Here is a 17,104-nt window from a genome sequence, read left to right as displayed (position 1 = left end):
AGTGGCTTAAATAAGGATGCTGCAACGATTCCAATATAAGCCCTACCGTTAACATAAGGAATGCCTTTGAATACGCTATTAATAGGAAAAGGTGAACAACAGGTTCACTTAAATCTTAAGTATGCCAATCGCCATGGGTTAATTGCCGGTGCCACAGGGACAGGCAAAACCGTGTCGCTGATGAGTATTGCCGAAGGTTTTTCACGCCAAGGCGTGCCGGTTTTTATCACAGACGTTAAAGGCGATATCTCGGGTCTAGCGATGGCGGGCACCCCAAGTGAAAAGCTATTACAAAGGGCAACTCAAATTGGCATTGAAGATTATCACAACGAAGCCAACCCTGTAGTGTTATGGGATTTAGCGGGCGTTCAAGGCCACCCGCTGCGTACTACCATCAGCGAAATGGGCCCGACCTTACTCGGCCGAATTTTAGAATTGAATGACACCCAGAGCGGTATTTTAGACATAGTCTTTCAACTAGCGGACGACCAAGGGTTATTACTGCTCGACTTAGATGATCTGCGGGCCATGCTGGCCTTAGTTGCCGAGGAACGCAAAGAAATCTCCGCCAAATATGGTTTAATCAGCGCCCAATCCCTCGCAGCAATTCAACGCTCGGTACTAGGATTAGAGCGCGATGGTGGCAAAGACTTTTTTGGTGAACCCGCGTTACAGCTTGAAGATTTAATGCGCACTAATTTGCAAGGGCGCGGCATTATCAATTTATTAGCAGCGAACAAACTGATTTTAACACCCCGTTTATATTCAAGTTTTTTACTATGGCTACTCTCAGAATTATTTGAGAATCTGCCCGAAGTCGGCGATCCCGAAAAACCTAAGCTAGTGTTTTTTATTGATGAGGCGCATTTACTCTTTGAGGGTTGCCCACCGAGTCTATTAAAACGCGTCGAACAGATCATGCGCCTAATTCGCTCAAAAGGCGTAGGCGTTTATTTTTGCTCGCAATTTCCTGATGATGTCCCAAGCGAAATTCTCGGACAATTAGGTAATCGTATTCAACATGCCCTGCGAGCTTACACGCCAAGGGATCAAAAGGCCGTTAAAACCGCCGCCGAAACCTTTGTGCCTAACCCCAAACTGGTTGTTAGCGACGTCATATCCCAGCTCGCTGTAGGTGAAGCCTTAGTGTCTATGTTAGCCGACAAAGGCGTGCCAACTATGGTCGAGCGCGCACTCATCGCACCGCCACGTTGCCGCATGGGACCCGCCACAAGTGAGGAGTTACAACAAGTCCGTGCCCAAAGCCCGATTGGAGGTAAATACGATCAGTTAATCAACCGCGAATCAGCCTACGAACGCCTTAACCAAAGACGAGTTGATAACGCCACCAGCGACACCACATCCACAGCAAGTGATGTGCAAACGGGCCAAAAAGCTGAGGAACAAGGTTGGTTCAGTGAACTCATTTTTGGTAATAAGCGTCGCCAAGGGTTAGCGGAAACCTTGTCAAAACAAGCGGCACGCACGGTTGGCAGCCAATTAGGTAAACAAATTTTGCGCGGTATATTAGGTGGCATGTTAGGTAAATCGAGCCGACGTTAGGCATATGGTACTTAGTTAAGCCTCCAATTAGGGCCCACTAAAACCACAAACAATGACGAAAATAGAGGTACTGTGTCCTTGTTCGCATATTTCTTATACAGGTTAACGCTAGCATTAGCATTAATTATTCTAAGTGATAGATGGATCATGGTACGGAATTCGGTGATAAGATTATTTTGCTGTAATCGCTCATTGAGGCAAATAAATTCACAGATAATTATCAATGATTTTAGATATTTGTAATTTAAAATGTTGTAATTCGAGATAAAAATTTCGCTTCAATCAGGACGTCATGGAATAGGTTCAATTAAGTACGGCTTACATGATTAGCCTGATGAATAACCAAAGAGTACATGGAGTTTTATATGAGTAAAGAGCAAAAAAACCGTAAAGAATCGAAGAAACAACCGCTGATGTCTCCTAAAGAGAAAAGAGCAGCAAAACATGCGAAAAACGCAACTAAAGGTTTCTTAGATAACACTAAATAGTGTCTTGTTATTAGGAGGTTTGTCCTCTAATAACACAAATAGGGTTAACTTAGGTTAGCCCTTTTTATTGCCCGCTTCATTGAACCAACCAAGTTTTACCTCACAATACAACCTTGCTCAAAACAGTCTCAGATCTCAGTTTTGTGATACAAAAGTAGCAGCTATCGACTATAGCCTAATTGACCTTTTCCAGGTTTTATGTAGTTATATTGAGCTGATTACGGTATTTACCGCTCGAAAGACCCTACATAACACTATAAAAAATAAGGATATTTCATAATGAAAATCAAAAAACGTTTTGTCGCCGTCGGCGCAGCAGTGACTCTCACACTCAGTGCTGCCGCTATGGCTGCTGCCCCCGCCTTTATCAACATTCTCACAGGCGGCACCAGTGGTGTGTATTACCCTATTGGCGTTGCGCTGTCGCAACTCTACGGCACAGGAATCGAAGGTTCTAAAACCTCAGTTCAAGCAACTAAAGCCTCAGTAGAAAACCTCAATTTATTGCAAGCGGGTCGTGGTGAATTAGCGTTCGCTTTAGGTGATTCAGTCGCAGCAGCATATCAAGGTGATATTGATGCAGGCTTTAAAACGCCGCTGGATAAAATCCGAGTACTTGCCTCGGCTTATCCTAACTACATTCAAATCGTCGCCAATAAAGAGTCTGGTATTAAAACCTTGGCCGATTTAAAGGGAAAACGCATCTCAGTGGGTGCCCCTAAATCAGGGACAGAACTCAATGCCAGATCGATTTTCAAGGCTGCGGGTTTAAGCTACGAAGACATGGGGAAAGTCGAGTTTTTACCCTATGCCGAATCCGTTGAGCTAATCAAAAATCGTCAATTAGACGCCACTTTACAATCTTCCGGTCTCGGCATGGCTGCTATCCGTGACTTAGCTGCGACTATGGCAATCAACTTTGTTGAAATTCCAGAAGATGTGATCGCTAAGATTAACAATCCCGCCTATCAACATGGCGTGATCCCAGCATCGACCTATGAAGGCCAAACCACCGACGTTTCTACCGTCGCCATTCAAAATTTGCTGGTGACTCAAAGCGGTGTATCGGATGATTTAGCCTATCAGATGACAAAACTCATGTTCGAGCACTTAGACCGACTCGGTAACGCGCACTCCGCCGCGAAGACCATCAGCGTAGATAAAGCGACGAAAAATCTGCCAATACCACTGCACCCAGGTGCAGAACGTTATTACAAAGAAGTTGGTGCACTCTAAATTTTACTGATATCTGTGCATCCTATTCCAAACTAAGCAATTGAGATGCCGTTGAATAACGGCATCTCGTTTATATCATCTCTGTAGTCTAATGCTGTGAGGCATAATATGAGTGATCCCCAACAAGGTCTCAGCGCAAATACTGGCGATTGGCCCAAGGCTCTATTTTATACAGCCTTAATTTTTTCTATTTTTCAAATCATCACTGCCGCTTTTCATCCCGTCTCGACTCAAGTACTGCGTGCCACCCATGTGGGCTTTTTACTGTTAGTGGTTTTTTTAAGTTATCCCGCTAGAGGAAAATCTCAGCCTTGGCAGCCACTCGCTTGGCTACTCGGTCTAGCTGGCATGGCCACAGCGGCTTATCAGTGGTATTTCGAAGCCGACTTAATTCAACGTTCAGGCGATCTGACCGATGCGGATATAGTGATAGGTATCACTTTGATCGTATTAGTGTTTGAAGCAGCGCGCCGAGTCATGGGCTGGGCGCTACCTATCATCTGTAGCATCTTTTTGATGTATGGCTTATTTGGCCAATATTTACCCGGTGACTTAATGCACCGCGGCTATGGATTCGATCAGATCATCAATCAATTAGCCTTCGGTACCGAAGGGCTATACGGCACACCAACCTATGTGTCGGCGACATATATATTCCTGTTTATTCTCTTCGGCTCCTTTTTAGAACAAGCCGGAATGATCCGTTTATTTACCGACTTTGCTATGGGATTATTTGGCCACAAGCTCGGCGGTCCTGCAAAAGTTGCAGTAGTGTCATCGGCATTGATGGGGACGATTACAGGATCAGGTGTTGCCAACGTGGTCACAACGGGCCAATTTACCATTCCACTCATGAAACGATTCGGTTATCGCCCTGCCTTCGCCGGCGGGGTAGAGGCAACATCGAGTATGGGCAGCCAAATCATGCCGCCGATCATGGGCGCAGTGGCCTTTATCATGGCCGAAACCATTAACGTCCCCTTTATCGAGATAGCCAAAGCGGCATTGATCCCTGCGCTACTTTATTTCTGCTCCGTATTTTGGATGGTGCATTTAGAAGCCAAACGCGCCAATCTCTGTGGCCTGCCTAAAGATCAGTGCCCGAATCCATGGGCGGCAATTAAAGAGCGTTGGTATCTCCTTATCCCCTTGTTTATTTTAGTCTACTTGCTGTTTTCGGGTAGAACGCCGCTGTTCTCAGGCATGGTAGGACTCGCCCTCACATCGATAGTAATTTTAGGCTCAGCCATAGTACTGCGGCTTTCCTCAATGGCGATGCGGATTGCCTTTTGGATTGCCCTTGGCATCCTTTGCGCTGGCTTCTTCCAACTCGGGATCGGGGTCGTATTTGGGGTTATCGCCTTATTAGTCGCCATTTGTTGGTTTATTAAAGGCGGCAGAGATACTCTCACCATCTGCTTGCATGCACTGGTAGAAGGCGCCCGTCATGCCGTGCCTGTGGGTATCGCCTGCGCTTTAGTCGGTGTGATTATCGGCATAGTGTCGCTGACAGGAATTGCCTCGACCTTCGCGAGCTATATTCTTGCCGTTGGCCAAGATAACTTGTTCTTATCACTCGTGTTAACTATGGTCACTTGCCTAGTACTCGGCATGGGGATCCCCACAATCCCTAACTACATTATTACTAGCTCGATTGCCGCTCCCGCATTACTCGACCTCGGTGTGCCACTGATTGTGTCGCATATGTTTGTATTTTATTTCGGCATCATGGCCGATCTCACGCCTCCCGTTGCCTTAGCCTGTTTTGCCGCGGCGCCAATCGCTAAGGAATCAGGCCTTAAGATCAGCCTTTGGGCAATCCGTATCGCCATTGCAGGTTTTGTGATCCCCTTTATGGCGGTTTACGATCCCGCTTTGATGCTTCAAGGTGATAGCTGGTTAGCCACTGGGTTTGTCTTGCTAAAAGCGACTGTGGGTATTGGTATTTGGGGCGTCATCTTTACCGGATATCTATTACAAAAACTCTACTGGTGGGAACGCGTTATCGGCTTCCTTGCAGGTGCTAGCTTAATTCTTGCTACGCCGTTGAGTGATGAAATTGGCTTTGGGCTCGCGCTGCTATTTATCGTGCAACACAGCTGGCGAGCACGCAAACTCAAACGTCTCGCAGAGCAAGGATAAGCTCTTGAGATTATTGGTCGTTAATCAGTCTTTGAAGGTAAACAGATGCTAGGCCTGTGTTTAGGCCTAGCGGGCACGCTGTGGGCCCAAGAGCCCACAGACAACTTCACCTTGGCATGGAACCACAGCATAGAAAAAATTCGCTGGGAGGAAGACTATAACGTCATGCCACAAGGATTAGTGTTGGTCGAAGCAAGAGTGAAAGGTACGGGTGCTGGAATGGAAATCCCAGATGATGCTTATCTTAAAAATGGCAGCTGGCATTATCAGCCCAAGCTGCCCATTTTGCCTGTGTTGCGCTTAGGTCGCACGCCCGAAGCAGGGGATTTTGAACTTTGCTTCACTCAAATCTCAGGAAAAGTGGAATGCCAAGCCATGAGTCATTGGATTGGCTTACCCAACAAACAAACAGCCGCGGTTGAACTTTGGGGTTGCGGCTCTTTGCCTTAAGCGCGTTTATCCATATATTTACGCTCAATTTCTATTAGGCGCCGATTAAAATCCTCAAGGTGTGCAAACATTTCGGCCTCAGCTTTCGCCCCATCTTTTGCGATAACCGCTTCGACAATGACATCATGCAAGCCTAAAGGATGAATTTCATCAGTCGGTGGCTGAAACTTAGTCGTTTGATTACTTAATAAAACCAACAAGGATTTTACGATCGCTTCTAAAAAGCGATTTCCAGACATTTCAGCGAGCAAATAATGTACTTGAGATCGCAATATGACAGTTTCGGGATAAGCCAATGAGTCACTTTCATGACTATTCGCCTCTTGCAAAGCTTTAGCTTGCTCTGGAGTGCAATTTTTAGCAGCCATTCTAGCCACTTGCGGCTCAATCAGCATGCGTGCTTGACACAGTTCAGGAAGAGAAAGTTTCCCCATTAGAAATAAATCTTGGCAAGCATCACTTAAACGTTCAAAGGTTAAGTGCTTAACAAATGCGCCGCCTGTTGCACCTTGGCGAATCTCCACTAATCCACCTGCTTCGAGGCTCTTGATCGCCTCTCTCACCACAGTGCGACTAACTTGAAATAATTCTATTAATTCGCGCTCAGAGGGTAATTTATCGCCAGCCTTATATTCGCCGTCTAAAATAGCATTTTTCAGTTGCTGCCCGACTTCACTCGATGCTCTTATCTGCTTAATTGGCTTGAAGATATGCACTTGATTATCCCAAATATGCTTAGTGTCGCCATACTAGCATAAAACCGCATTAACGCAGAAAAAGTACTCTCATCTTTCCTACATTAGTGATTAAAAAACATTCATCTTTGTTGATCCAAGTAACATCTGTGCGAATTTCGTAACTAGTTTCTCATATTCATCTTAACTTCGTTGTCGGCATTAGTCATACGTCATACATTTAACCTAAGAATGTTAAACATAATTTCTTTAACTAGCTCAGACAATTCTGATCAGGGCTTACTAATAATAGGGAAGATGATGATGAAAAAATCTTATTTATCTTTGCTTGTGCTATCTACGCTAGCGATTCCAGCTACAGCAGATACCAGCATTGATCAAATGTTTAGCCAAGGTACGTTAAAAGGGGAATTACGCTTATTCGATTTTACCCGTGACTTTGATAATACGACGAACACTAAACACGATACGTCATTTGGCGGACTGTTTTATTACAATACCGCAAAAGTGAATGGCCTCAGTTTTGGGACCAGCTTCGCATCTGCAAATCCCATTTGGACCAATGATTCAGATGATGTCTACGGCCTAGTTGCTCGCGATGCCGCTGGCGATCATGACAACGTCAACCGTTTACAGGAGTATTTTGTCCAAGGTAATTGGTGGGATACTCAATTCAAATTAGGTGCACAAGAACTGCGCACACCAATGATGAATCCCCATGACATTCGTGCGATCCCACGAACTTTTCGCGGCTTTTCAGCAGAAAATAAGAGTGTTGACAATCTAACGTTATCAGCACTCTATATTACAGATTCCATGGGCTGGTCTGATAATAGCTTCGTATCCGTAAAAGAGGCGGTACAAAGCGAATTAGCAAGAGCGGGTATTGTGGCAGATGTTGCCGATAACCCAGTTTATGCCCTAGGTGCTAAATATCAATTGCCCTTTAAGACAGTCCAAACTGAAGCCCATCTTTGGCACTACAGCATGGAAGATGTTTTCAATCAAACCTATGCCAAAGTGAAATTATCCACTCAGTTAGGTGCGACTAATCTGTACTTAACCCCCTCTTATTTAACACAACAAGCCACTGGTGAAGAAACCGGCGGCCCACTCGATACCTATCAATATGGCTTCCATCTAGGCGCCAAATTGGCGGGGGCAGATCTCACTTATATGTACGCCAAAACCGGGGATGACACAGTGCTGACCCCATGGGGCGATGAAAAAGTGGTCATTCAACAGGTATATCAATCTGCACGGGCGAATGAAGAGGTCAACGCGTTAAAGCTGGCCTATGACTTTGAAAAATTAGGGGCGAGTGGATTAGAAGCCTATGCCTTTTATGGGCAGTACGATGTGCCAGAGGGGACTGCGTCAGATTTTAATGAAACAAACTTTTCAATCGCCTATAAATTTTCAGGCATATTATCGGGCCTAGGCCTTAAGGCGCGTTATGCCATGGTCGATTTTGATCAAGCTGAAGATCTTGATGATCTGCGTTTATATGTCACTTATAAATTTGCCTTAGGTAAATAGTTCATCAGTTTTAACTCCCCTGCACCAAAACTTATATGGGTGTATCAGCCTTGTTCGATACACCCAATTTTTGTACCGCAAAATTACCCATACCCAAGTAAAAGTTGCGGTAAACACTTTGACTTAAGGATTGAGATTAAATGGAAACAAAGAATTTCTTACTTATTCCAGCCGTTGCTATGTCATGTTTTTTATTTAGCGGATGTGGAAATAACGATAACGCCGAAACCCCATTACCACAGTTAGCCTCGGCCACACCCGCCACACTGAATCTATGTAGTGAAATTGCTTCACAATATAATTTCAAAAATACTGTGATAACGAACTCACAAATTATTGCGGCTGGCAATGTTGAATATAGTGCTACTGAACGTTACCGAGCACCAGAACATTGTTTAGTGACGGGTTATATGAATGAAAGGATGGGAACTGGCATTGCGGGAGAAACCCGCTATGCGATCGGCTTTGAAATGCGTTTACCCACTAACTGGAATGGTCGATTCTATTATCAAGCCAATGGCGGCCTCGACGGTTCGATCGCTAAGGCGGTTGGCCGCTTAGTGTTTTCCGCAGGCCCAGATTCTGCCGCCCTCAATGAAGGGTTCGCTGTGATAAGTTCTGATATGGGGCATCCAGCACCAACCCCTTTCTTTGGTTTAGATCCTCAAGCAAGGCTTGACTATGGTTACAATGCTGTGGCCGAGTTAACGCCAATGGCGAAAGCTTTAATAAAAAAAGCATATGGTAAACAACCTGATAGATCATATTTTGCCGGTTGTTCTAACGGTGGTAGACACACTATGGTCGCGGCCAGTCGTTTTGCCGATATGTACGATGGCTTTCTGGTAGGCAACCCTGGATTTAACTTACCTAAAGCTGCAGTAGCGCAAATGTATGGTGTTCAAGAGTATTCAAAGCTGGTTGAATTTGATGGTCCTGATATTTTAGCCACACTACAAACCGCCATTACCCCTGAAGAATTCTCCCTCGTGTCCCAAAAAGTCCTCGAGCAGTGTGATGCCCTTGACGGCGTGAGCGATGGCATTATTACCGACACCTATTCCTGTCAAAAGACCTTTGACCTTGAACGTGATGTTCCAACCTGTTCAAGTGACAGAGATAATACCTGCTTAACAGCAGAGCAAAAGCAGGTACTCGGCAATATCATGGCAGGGCCCCATAACAGCAAGACAGGTGAAGCCATTTATACTGACTTCCCATATGATGCGGGTATCGGCGCATCAGGTTGGGCTTCCTGGGAATATAACATGGCGCTCAATCGAGACCCTGGTGCCGTTGGTTTTATTTTTAGCTCGCCACCAACTCCCTTTAATGGTGCAACTGAACAATCCAGTTTGGAATTTGTGCAATCATTTAGCATGGATGAGGATACCCAACGGATCTATGCCACGGATTCGATTTACTCCGAATCGGGTATAGACTTTATGACACCGCCCCAGCCAACGGATCTTTCGGTCATAAAAAATCGCGGCGCTAAGATGATGTTGTTCCATGGAACATCTGACCCCGTATTTTCAGCCAATGATACAGTGAACTGGTATAACGAATTAGCCGAGGCCAATGCTGGGCACGCAGAAACCTTCGCCCGTTTATTCCTTATCCCTGGGATGAATCATTGCGGCAGCGGTCCTACCACAGATAAATTTAACATGATCCGCGCATTGGTTGACTGGGTTGAAAAAGGAGTCGAACCCCAAAACATCACGGCTTCAGTCCGCCCTGAAAATGCCGAACTACCCAGTGATTGGTCAAAAAGCAGAACTCGGGTCCTCTGCCCATACCCCCAATTCGCAAAATACAATGGTATAGGTAATGTTGAAGATGCCGCCAATTTTACCTGTGTAACACCTAAATAATACCCAAGGCATTAAAGCCCAAAGGCCACCTCAACAATATTGAAGTGGCCTACCTCAAATCATGCTTATTTATAAATAGTCCCTATTTGTTAACTACTTAAACATGCATAAAATCAGACGCTCATATTTCCCACGTCGCCAAACTTATTCATTCAATAAAGTCCTATATTAGATTGTTTTAAAAAGAATAATCACATTCATCGCTCAAAATGCCAGCATTTTGTGAAGCACTGCAAAGATGTAATTAATACCTCTTTTGGTTTATTGTCATATGTCATACATTTAAACGTATGTTGTTAATGAATGAGAATTTAATCACTTTCACGCAACTGCACTTCTAGTTTTTAAAGCAAACAAATCACATACGGTTATGGCCAGATCCATTGTCGTTGCTAACGATGTCATATCGACCTTAGCAATGAGGACCCAAGGAGTATCAAAATGAGTAAAGAGCATTCACAGAAACCGAAAGAAATCGATCAATACACTGCTAGCGTCCTGCAAAATGGTATATCTCGAAGAAGTTTCCTAACTCGAGCTGCAGTGGGAAGTGGTGGCTTAGCCTTTGCAAGTCTTGGTATTGCTTCAGCGAGTGCAGCACCACTTCAAGTTGGCACTGAATATGGCGAAATTGGCGGCGCAACGCTCAATTTTCTACCTAAGCCAAAACCTATTGCTGATAAAGATATTGCAACAACCCAAACCTTTGATGTTGTTGTCGTCGGTGCAGGAGCTTCTGGTGTGCCTGCGGCACTATCAGCCAGAGAAAGTGGTGCAACCGTTGCGTGTTTACAAAAGCAAGCCATGCCAGTCTCTCAAGGAAACACTGGTTCTGGGATTGACCTGAAAAACAGTGATAAATCAGCAATTGAAGCTTTAGTTAGCCGTTTAATGGCGGATAACGCGCACCGTTCACATCCCGGTCTTCTTAAGCAATGGGCTTACAATTCAGGTGAAGCTGTCACTTGGGTTATCGATAGAGTTAAACAAGGTGGCGGCCAGATTGTTGACCAAGGTACCAAAGTGCAGCACGGTATTCGCGGAATTGCTGATACTGATGACCGTTTAAATTTTATCACTTCTTTCTGCGGCCCTAAACCCTACACCACGGGTGATGCTATGCGCGCATTAGCTAAAACAGCAGAAAAAGCAGGCGTTAAGTTTTTCTTTAATACTCCTGCACAACAATTAATCCAGGATGAGTCAGGAAAAGTCATCGGCGTCATTGCTCAAACTCGTGATGGTAAATACCACAAATACATGGCGAAGAAAGGTGTAATTCTGTCCTCTGGCGACTATCAAAATAACAAAGCCATGTGTGACTTCTTCATCCCCGAACTGAAAAACTTCGAACGTAAACAAATGGATCGTACCGGTGACGGTTTTGCTATGGCCTATTGGGCTGGCGGCGTTATTGAACCTGTTGGACATACCAAAATGTTGCACGACTTCGATGCCGGCCCGGCATCCATGTGTGACATGCCATTCTTAGCGGTAAACCGTAAAGGTGAGCGCTTTGTGAATGAGAAGGTTGAGATGTCTCTAATGAATAACTACTTGAAAGATGAGCAGAATGCGGGGCATTACTCACAAGTATTTGATTCTGACTATATGACGCAAGCGAAGGATTGGCCTGGACACCTCTATTCTCCTGAAGAGCTTAAAGTTTACATGCCTGAAGTTCCTAGTGAGAAAACAGGAGTATTTCCCTCTTTGATCAACACCCATTCAGCTAACACATTAGAAGAATTGGCTGTGAAGTTAGAGTGCGATCCAAAAACCTTTGTTGCCAGCGTTAGCCGTTATAACGAGCTGTGCAAAAAAGGTAAAGATGAGGACTTCGGTAAACCTAAAAGCAAAATGGTACCAGTACTCAAACCACCGTTTTACGGTATTCACCGTCGTATGCGTATTTCTACTTTATGTTCAGGAATTCTTGTTAACGACAACCACCAAGTACTTGATGCCGATGGTAAGGAAATTCCAGGTTTATTCATTGTTGGTAACCTAGGCGCAGGTTTCTATGGTGGCGTTGACTATCCATTAACGGTATTTGGCTTGTCTTTAGGTCGCTGCTACACCTTCGGCTATTTAGCTGGCAAATATGTAGCAAAACTATAGAACACATAGTCATCAATAATGGATGCCTCACATTTTGGCATCCTGTGAAATGAATAATGGGATCAAACAATGAAAAACTTAACAATTATATTGGCTATTATTTTGGGTATTTTCGCTGGCAGCGCGTTCGCTAAAGAGAGTACTTTACTCGATCAAACTCATATGGCGAAAGGGCTTAAATGTGCAAGCTGCCATGGTGCAGAAGAACGACAAGCCGTCCCTATGCTCAAGTGTGTACAATGCCACAACACTAAGAAATTAGCGGAAAAAACGGCGGATGTAAAACCAACCAATCCTCATAAAAATCGCCACTTCGACACAGAAACTGATTGCAGTAAGTGCCACCATGTACACAAAAAATCTGAAAACTATTGTGTCAGTTGCCATCAACCATTTAATTTTGTAACTCCATAAGCTGATGACACTAAGCTTAAAAAGCTAAAAACAAAAAACCACCATTAAAGGTGGTTTTTTGTTCGAATAAGGCACTGTAATCAAATATAAATTAAGTATTACTAAGATCTGCAGGCTTGGATCATTATTCCGACGACTGATAAAAACAATATCCATGCTTTCCTTGGTGTTTCACGCGATACATGGCGGCATCAGCGCGATCACAACTCTCGGCAAAACTATCACCATAGCCAAATATATCAATACCGATACTCAGGCCTACCTCTACTTCACAACCTTCTAGCAGGAATTTATCTCGATAAACATCGAGCAATGATTGTGCGAGCGCCCCTAAAGATTCACGATCAAATGACGGCAGTAATATCACAAACTCGTCACCCCCTAACCGTGCGATCTGCGCAAATTCACCGGCGTGAGATACCAAAGTATGCGCAACGTGCATCAACAGGCTGTCACCAAACTTATGGCCGTGACGGTCATTTAACGCTTTAAAACCATCAAGGTCGATAAAAAACAACGCACCGTGAATACCTGGTTGCGAGGATTCATCGAATACTTTGGCAATAGCTTGGCGATTCATTAAGTTGGTGAGTGGATCACTGTGGGCTAAACGGGCTAAATCTATTTCGTAGCGCTTTTCTTGCGTAATATCGATATGGCTGCCCATCATTCGCAATGGTGTTCCATCAGCTAAGCGCTCGACAATACGCCCACGATCGGACACCCAGGTTATGCTGCCATCTTTGTGTAGCATTCTGTGAACTGCTTGATAGTAATCGGCTTGACCATTCACATGATCTTCAAAGGCTTTTATCACCCATTCTTTATCTTCGGGGTGTAATTTACTTTTCCAGATATCAACATGGGCAGCAAACTCTTCAGGACTAAACCCGAGCATTTCGCCCCAGCGCATGTTAAATATGGTTAAATTTCCGCTTGGAATATGCTGTTCCCATAGACATAAACCATTACCATCGAGGGCCGCAAAGAGTTTTTCTTCGGCACGATAATTCAACGCTGCTAAATGAGCGTTTTCACTTTTTAGCTGAGCGATCTCAGCCTGAAGTTGCGCAATTAACTCTGCTGCAGTATCCGAAGCCACGACAAATCTCTTTCCATTAAGTGGGAAAATTGAGTCTAGTGTAAATCACCCTATGCCGAAGCAACATAGTGAAGAGTGCAAGATGAGCCAGAATCATATTGGCTCAATCGAGCTTACACAGACTCTCGCAGTCCTGTCACGCTTAATCGCGAGTCAGCACTTCGAGCAATTCGATCTCAAAGGTAAGATCAGAATTTGGTTTGATATGAGCCCCCACTTGGCGCTCGCCATAGGCTAAGTGAGCTGGGACTAACAACTTACGTTTGCCACCCACTTTCATCCCCATAATACCTTGATCCCAGCCTTTAATGACTCGGCCAGTACCAATTACACATTGAAACGCCTGACCACGATCATAGGATGAATCGAATTGGGTACCATCCTGCAAAAATCCACGATATTGGGTGGTGATCAGCGCACCTTTTACCGCTTCTTTTCCTTCGCCCACTTGCAGATCGATTACTTCTAATTCAGTCATATATTCATTCTCTTTTCTTGTTCGCACTTAGGGCGTGATATTCAACTTTGCGCAGGATTTTATCACCGACAAGCGGGCTTGTCGGCGCAATCTAAACATTTCTGCGGCTCGGTTCACTGCTTAATCCTTAATAATAAAGTCATCATGGGCGATAACATCATCACTCGCCCTTTAAATTACTATCGGTTAGCCCAATATATAAGTCGTATAAACGTTTTATTTTGGAGCTTTACCATGATTATTGCCTGCCCCCATTGCGATACGTTAAACCGCGTTCCCGATGAGCGTTTAAACCAACAACCCACTTGCGGTAAATGTAAGCTCAGTGTCTTTACGGCTGCGCCGATTGAACTCACTAGCGCAAACTTTGCCAACCATGCCAATAAATCAGAGCTCCCCCTTGTCGTTGACTTTTGGGCCAGCTGGTGTGGGCCCTGTAAAAGTTTTGCGCCCATATTTTCTGCAGTAGCTAAGACATGGGAACCTCAATTTCGCTTCGGTAAAATCAATACTGAAGAACAGCAAGCCCTCGCGGCTCAATTTAACATTCGATCTATTCCAACCTTAATGATTTTTAAACAAGGCCACATACTCGCCCAGCAAGCCGGAGCTTTGCCCTCCTCAGCGTTAAACCAATGGTTAAATGCCTATAAATAAGAGGATTGAGCTAAGATACAAACGCTCAGCCGAGCTAATTTGTAAAGGTAACGAAAATTGAAAAAAGCAATGTTCTTACTGGGCGCAGTGCTCTTGCTAGTGGTGACAGGATGGGGTTTACAACAATATCTCACAATTGATACTTGTCTCGACAAGGGAGGGACTTGGAACGATGAAACTCAGCAATGCATTCGCCCATTCGAGCAAGGGATAGCCTTTACTCGCAGTGATCATAATTCTGCCGAGCCGCAGACAGCTTATGTTTATCTTTCAGAGAATTTACAGCAAGCAGAAGTGTTTTTTGCCATGACAGATAATCCTATTATTTTACAAGCCGTTACTGTCACTGAAGGCGATACCGCTCCCGTATTATATAAAAATGACATTGAACAGATTGATATCATCAACGTAAAAGAAATCTTTTATCTACGTTATCAACATCAAGCAATTTATAGCGCAAATACTTTTAGTCGCAACTTAACCTCAAATTAAGTGCAAAACATAAGCATAGAGTAAGCTTCGAAACACTAAGCCCAAAAACTCGGTACGACGACTCTGCTAGGAAAAATGCGTATCCGCCCTATGCTCTTCATAAGGCGAATACTATTATAGCGGCAACGTTGAAACACAAAGTTGCCATGAACTATATCAGTGTTAAATATCCCAGAAGGTATGGGCGATAATACCCAAGACTATCATACTGATAAAGTTGATGATCATACCCACTCGCACCATTTCCGATTGCTTGATATGGCCAGAACCATAAACGATAGCATTGGGCGGTGTCGCCACCGGCAGCATAAAGGCGCAAGAAGCTGCAATACCAATCAGTACAGATAACATTACAGGCGATATGCCTAATGCCTCAGCAATCGCAGCAAATACAGGCACTAACAGTGCAGCACTGGCGGTGTTACTGGCAAATTCAGTCAACATCACCACAAAAGCAATCACAGCAAAGACGAACAACGACATGTGAGTGCTACCGAAAATATCTGTCATCCAGTGAGCTAAAAATACGCTGGTGCCAGTCGTTTTTAGTACTGCGCTCAGTGTTAAACCACCACCAAACAATATGAGTACGCCCCAATCTGTGGTCGATTCAATTTTCTTCCAGCCGACCAAGCCTAAACCCGAGAGTAAAACGACGGCACCTAAGGCGACTACGGTATCAAACTGAGTGATGCCACCTAATGCCTTGGCTAACGGCACACTGAAAATCCAGCAACATACGGTAGTCAGAAAGATAAGCAGAGTAAATTTCCCCTGAAATGTCAGCTTCTGAGCTTCAACATTCACATCGAATTTGGCAGAAAGATCAGGCTTAAAATACCAATACAAGGCAATCAACATCATAGGTAGCATGAGGATAACGGTTGGAATACCAAACTTCAGCCAATCACTAAAACTTAAGCCCACTTGAGCCGCAGCAATCGCATTCGGTGGGCTACCCACTAAAGTACCGATACCGCCGATGTTGGCTGAATAGGCAATACCGAGCAGAAGGAATACATAGGTGCTGTGGTATTTTTCGCGGTCGAGCTGCTGCAAAATCCCGAGTGCCAATGGCAACATCATCGCCGTGGTCGCGGTATTGCTGATCCACATCGATAGCAGCGCAGTTACTCCAAACAGCATCAAACAGGCGATACTGAGTTTGCCCTTAGAGGCTAGCAGCAGCTTTTGCGCTATCAGGGTATCAATCTTTTGATGATGCAAGGCCGCAGCCAATACGAAACCACCAAAGAATAAGTAAATGATGGGATTGGCAAAGTTACTCATCGCCTCCTTGGTTTCAAACACCCCAAAGAATACGGCGAGTATAGGAACGAGAATCGCAGTGATACTGATATGAATCGCTTCGGTCAGCCAAAGAATCGCTGCAAAGAACAAAATGGCCAGCCCAGTATTCACCCCTTGCTCGAAAGGTAAACCGTAATAAAGTGCAAATAACAGCACAATATCAGCCACTAGGATCAGCATTTTTTTCTTATCGAGCCCCTCACTGACGGGAGCTTTATTAGGTGGAGCAGTACTTGAATCTGTTAAAGACATGGTTACAACCTTAATACCATTTTATTTTGACGCAAATTTAGGGCATAGATCACACTTGGCAAAGCGGTTTATTTTGTAACTTTATCACTTGGCAACAACATTTATTGCTGAGATAGCACGCACAAACGGCCGATTAGCGACAATAATCACCAAATTCTGATCGACACCTTTGTTTTAAAATTTCAAACGGACAAAGATCGAACAAAACCTTGCCCACGTTGTAATTTAATTAATGTTTAAAACTGAGATATAGATCACGCCACACTTTCTACCAAGGTGATAATCAA

Annotated in this window: 15 protein-coding genes; 11 read left to right on the top strand and 4 right to left on the bottom strand. The window is 44.4% G+C overall.

All coding sequences use genetic code 11. The features are described 5' to 3' along the window. Window positions 1-66 precede the first annotated feature (66 nt). From L5M11_RS17620 to L5M11_RS17600, 5 genes are all read left to right on the top strand, one after another. On the top strand, window positions 67-1,563 hold the full coding sequence (locus tag L5M11_RS17620) for a DUF853 domain-containing protein (RefSeq protein ID WP_263186536.1): 1,497 nt from the start codon (window positions 67-69) through the stop codon (window positions 1,561-1,563). A 365-nt stretch (window positions 1,564-1,928) separates the two neighbouring features. Then, window positions 1,929-2,051: a hypothetical protein gene (locus L5M11_RS17615; RefSeq protein ID WP_105250371.1), complete on the top strand. Its 123-nt coding sequence runs from the start codon at window positions 1,929-1,931 to the stop codon at window positions 2,049-2,051. A 279-nt stretch (window positions 2,052-2,330) separates the two neighbouring features. Then, entirely contained in the window at window positions 2,331-3,287 is a 957-nt protein-coding gene (locus L5M11_RS17610; RefSeq protein ID WP_105250372.1) for a TAXI family TRAP transporter solute-binding subunit, read from the top strand. A 108-nt stretch (window positions 3,288-3,395) separates the two neighbouring features. Beyond that, a complete protein-coding gene (locus L5M11_RS17605; RefSeq protein ID WP_131524216.1) occupies window positions 3,396-5,429 on the top strand; it encodes a TRAP transporter permease in 2,034 nt (677 codons plus the stop codon). Between the two features lie 45 nt (window positions 5,430-5,474). Then, window positions 5,475-5,879 (top strand): DUF1850 domain-containing protein, encoded by a 405-nt coding sequence (locus tag L5M11_RS17600; RefSeq protein ID WP_263186537.1) that lies wholly within the window; start codon window positions 5,475-5,477, stop codon window positions 5,877-5,879. Here L5M11_RS17600 and L5M11_RS17595 read toward each other — a convergent pair. After that, on the bottom strand, window positions 5,876-6,595 hold the full coding sequence (locus L5M11_RS17595) for a FadR/GntR family transcriptional regulator (protein WP_113939236.1): 720 nt from the start codon (window positions 6,593-6,595) through the stop codon (window positions 5,876-5,878). The genes L5M11_RS17600 and L5M11_RS17595 overlap by 4 nt on opposite strands. A 279-nt stretch (window positions 6,596-6,874) precedes the next feature. Here L5M11_RS17595 and L5M11_RS17590 point away from each other — a divergent pair, with 279 nt between their 5' ends. The 4 genes from L5M11_RS17590 (at window position 6,875) to L5M11_RS17575 (ending at window position 12,525) form a co-directional block, all read left to right on the top strand. Continuing rightward, window positions 6,875-8,113, top strand: coding sequence for an OprD family porin (locus L5M11_RS17590; RefSeq protein WP_263163738.1), 1,239 nt, complete (start codon window positions 6,875-6,877; stop codon window positions 8,111-8,113). Window positions 8,114-8,253: 140 nt separating this feature from the next. Further along, complete coding sequence (locus tag L5M11_RS17585; protein WP_263186538.1) at window positions 8,254-9,990, top strand: tannase/feruloyl esterase family alpha/beta hydrolase; 1,737 nt, start codon at window positions 8,254-8,256, stop codon at window positions 9,988-9,990. A gap of 441 nt (window positions 9,991-10,431) precedes the next feature. Then, the gene (locus L5M11_RS17580; RefSeq protein ID WP_263186539.1) at window positions 10,432-12,111 is read left to right on the top strand and encodes an FAD-binding protein; all 1,680 of its coding nucleotides are present in this window, start codon (window positions 10,432-10,434) and stop codon (window positions 12,109-12,111) included. A gap of 69 nt (window positions 12,112-12,180) precedes the next feature. Beyond that, window positions 12,181-12,525, top strand: coding sequence for a cytochrome c3 family protein (locus L5M11_RS17575; protein ID WP_105250378.1), 345 nt, complete (start codon window positions 12,181-12,183; stop codon window positions 12,523-12,525). 124 nt (window positions 12,526-12,649) lie between these two features. On the opposite strand, the gene L5M11_RS17570 is transcribed toward L5M11_RS17575, so the two are convergent. Continuing rightward, window positions 12,650-13,627, bottom strand: coding sequence for a sensor domain-containing diguanylate cyclase (locus L5M11_RS17570; protein WP_263186541.1), 978 nt, complete (start codon window positions 13,625-13,627; stop codon window positions 12,650-12,652). Between the two features lie 142 nt (window positions 13,628-13,769). Continuing rightward, the gene (locus tag L5M11_RS17565) at window positions 13,770-14,105 is read right to left on the bottom strand and encodes an FKBP-type peptidyl-prolyl cis-trans isomerase (RefSeq protein WP_011845636.1); all 336 of its coding nucleotides are present in this window, start codon (window positions 14,103-14,105) and stop codon (window positions 13,770-13,772) included. 234 nt (window positions 14,106-14,339) lie between these two features. On the opposite strand from L5M11_RS17565, the gene trxC reads away from it, so the two are divergent. Both trxC and L5M11_RS17555 read left to right on the top strand, forming a co-directional pair. Continuing rightward, the gene (gene trxC / locus L5M11_RS17560; protein ID WP_263192853.1) at window positions 14,340-14,762 is read left to right on the top strand and encodes a thioredoxin TrxC; all 423 of its coding nucleotides are present in this window, start codon (window positions 14,340-14,342) and stop codon (window positions 14,760-14,762) included. Between the two features lie 57 nt (window positions 14,763-14,819). Beyond that, complete coding sequence (locus tag L5M11_RS17555) at window positions 14,820-15,254, top strand: hypothetical protein (RefSeq protein ID WP_263186543.1); 435 nt, start codon at window positions 14,820-14,822, stop codon at window positions 15,252-15,254. A gap of 162 nt (window positions 15,255-15,416) precedes the next feature. Here L5M11_RS17555 and L5M11_RS17550 read toward each other — a convergent pair whose 3' ends face one another. Continuing rightward, complete coding sequence (locus L5M11_RS17550) at window positions 15,417-16,817, bottom strand: DASS family sodium-coupled anion symporter (protein ID WP_263186544.1); 1,401 nt, start codon at window positions 16,815-16,817, stop codon at window positions 15,417-15,419. Window positions 16,818-17,104: the final 287 nt, after the last annotated feature.

Source organism: Shewanella sp. SM87 (assembly GCF_025653705.1).
In the GTDB taxonomy this organism is placed as follows: domain Bacteria; phylum Pseudomonadota; class Gammaproteobacteria; order Enterobacterales; family Shewanellaceae; genus Shewanella; species Shewanella oncorhynchi.
Note: the sequence above shows the minus strand (reverse complement) of the source record. Positions and strands in the feature narration are given on the sequence as shown.

Coding starts and splice junctions, on each gene's coding strand:
- L5M11_RS17575 (WP_105250378.1), top strand. CDS start 12,181: ATGAAAAACTTAACAATTATATTGGCTATTATTTTGGGTATTTTCGCT.
- L5M11_RS17615 (WP_105250371.1), top strand. CDS start 1,929: ATGAGTAAAGAGCAAAAAAACCGTAAAGAATCGAAGAAACAACCGCTG.
- trxC (WP_263192853.1), top strand. CDS start 14,340: ATGATTATTGCCTGCCCCCATTGCGATACGTTAAACCGCGTTCCCGAT.
- L5M11_RS17585 (WP_263186538.1), top strand. CDS start 8,254: ATGGAAACAAAGAATTTCTTACTTATTCCAGCCGTTGCTATGTCATGT.
- L5M11_RS17590 (WP_263163738.1), top strand. CDS start 6,875: ATGATGAAAAAATCTTATTTATCTTTGCTTGTGCTATCTACGCTAGCG.
- L5M11_RS17565 (WP_011845636.1), bottom strand. CDS start 14,105: ATGACTGAATTAGAAGTAATCGATCTGCAAGTGGGCGAAGGAAAAGAA.
- L5M11_RS17600 (WP_263186537.1), top strand. CDS start 5,475: ATGCTAGGCCTGTGTTTAGGCCTAGCGGGCACGCTGTGGGCCCAAGAG.
- L5M11_RS17610 (WP_105250372.1), top strand. CDS start 2,331: ATGAAAATCAAAAAACGTTTTGTCGCCGTCGGCGCAGCAGTGACTCTC.
- L5M11_RS17580 (WP_263186539.1), top strand. CDS start 10,432: ATGAGTAAAGAGCATTCACAGAAACCGAAAGAAATCGATCAATACACT.
- L5M11_RS17605 (WP_131524216.1), top strand. CDS start 3,396: ATGAGTGATCCCCAACAAGGTCTCAGCGCAAATACTGGCGATTGGCCC.
- L5M11_RS17550 (WP_263186544.1), bottom strand. CDS start 16,817: ATGTCTTTAACAGATTCAAGTACTGCTCCACCTAATAAAGCTCCCGTC.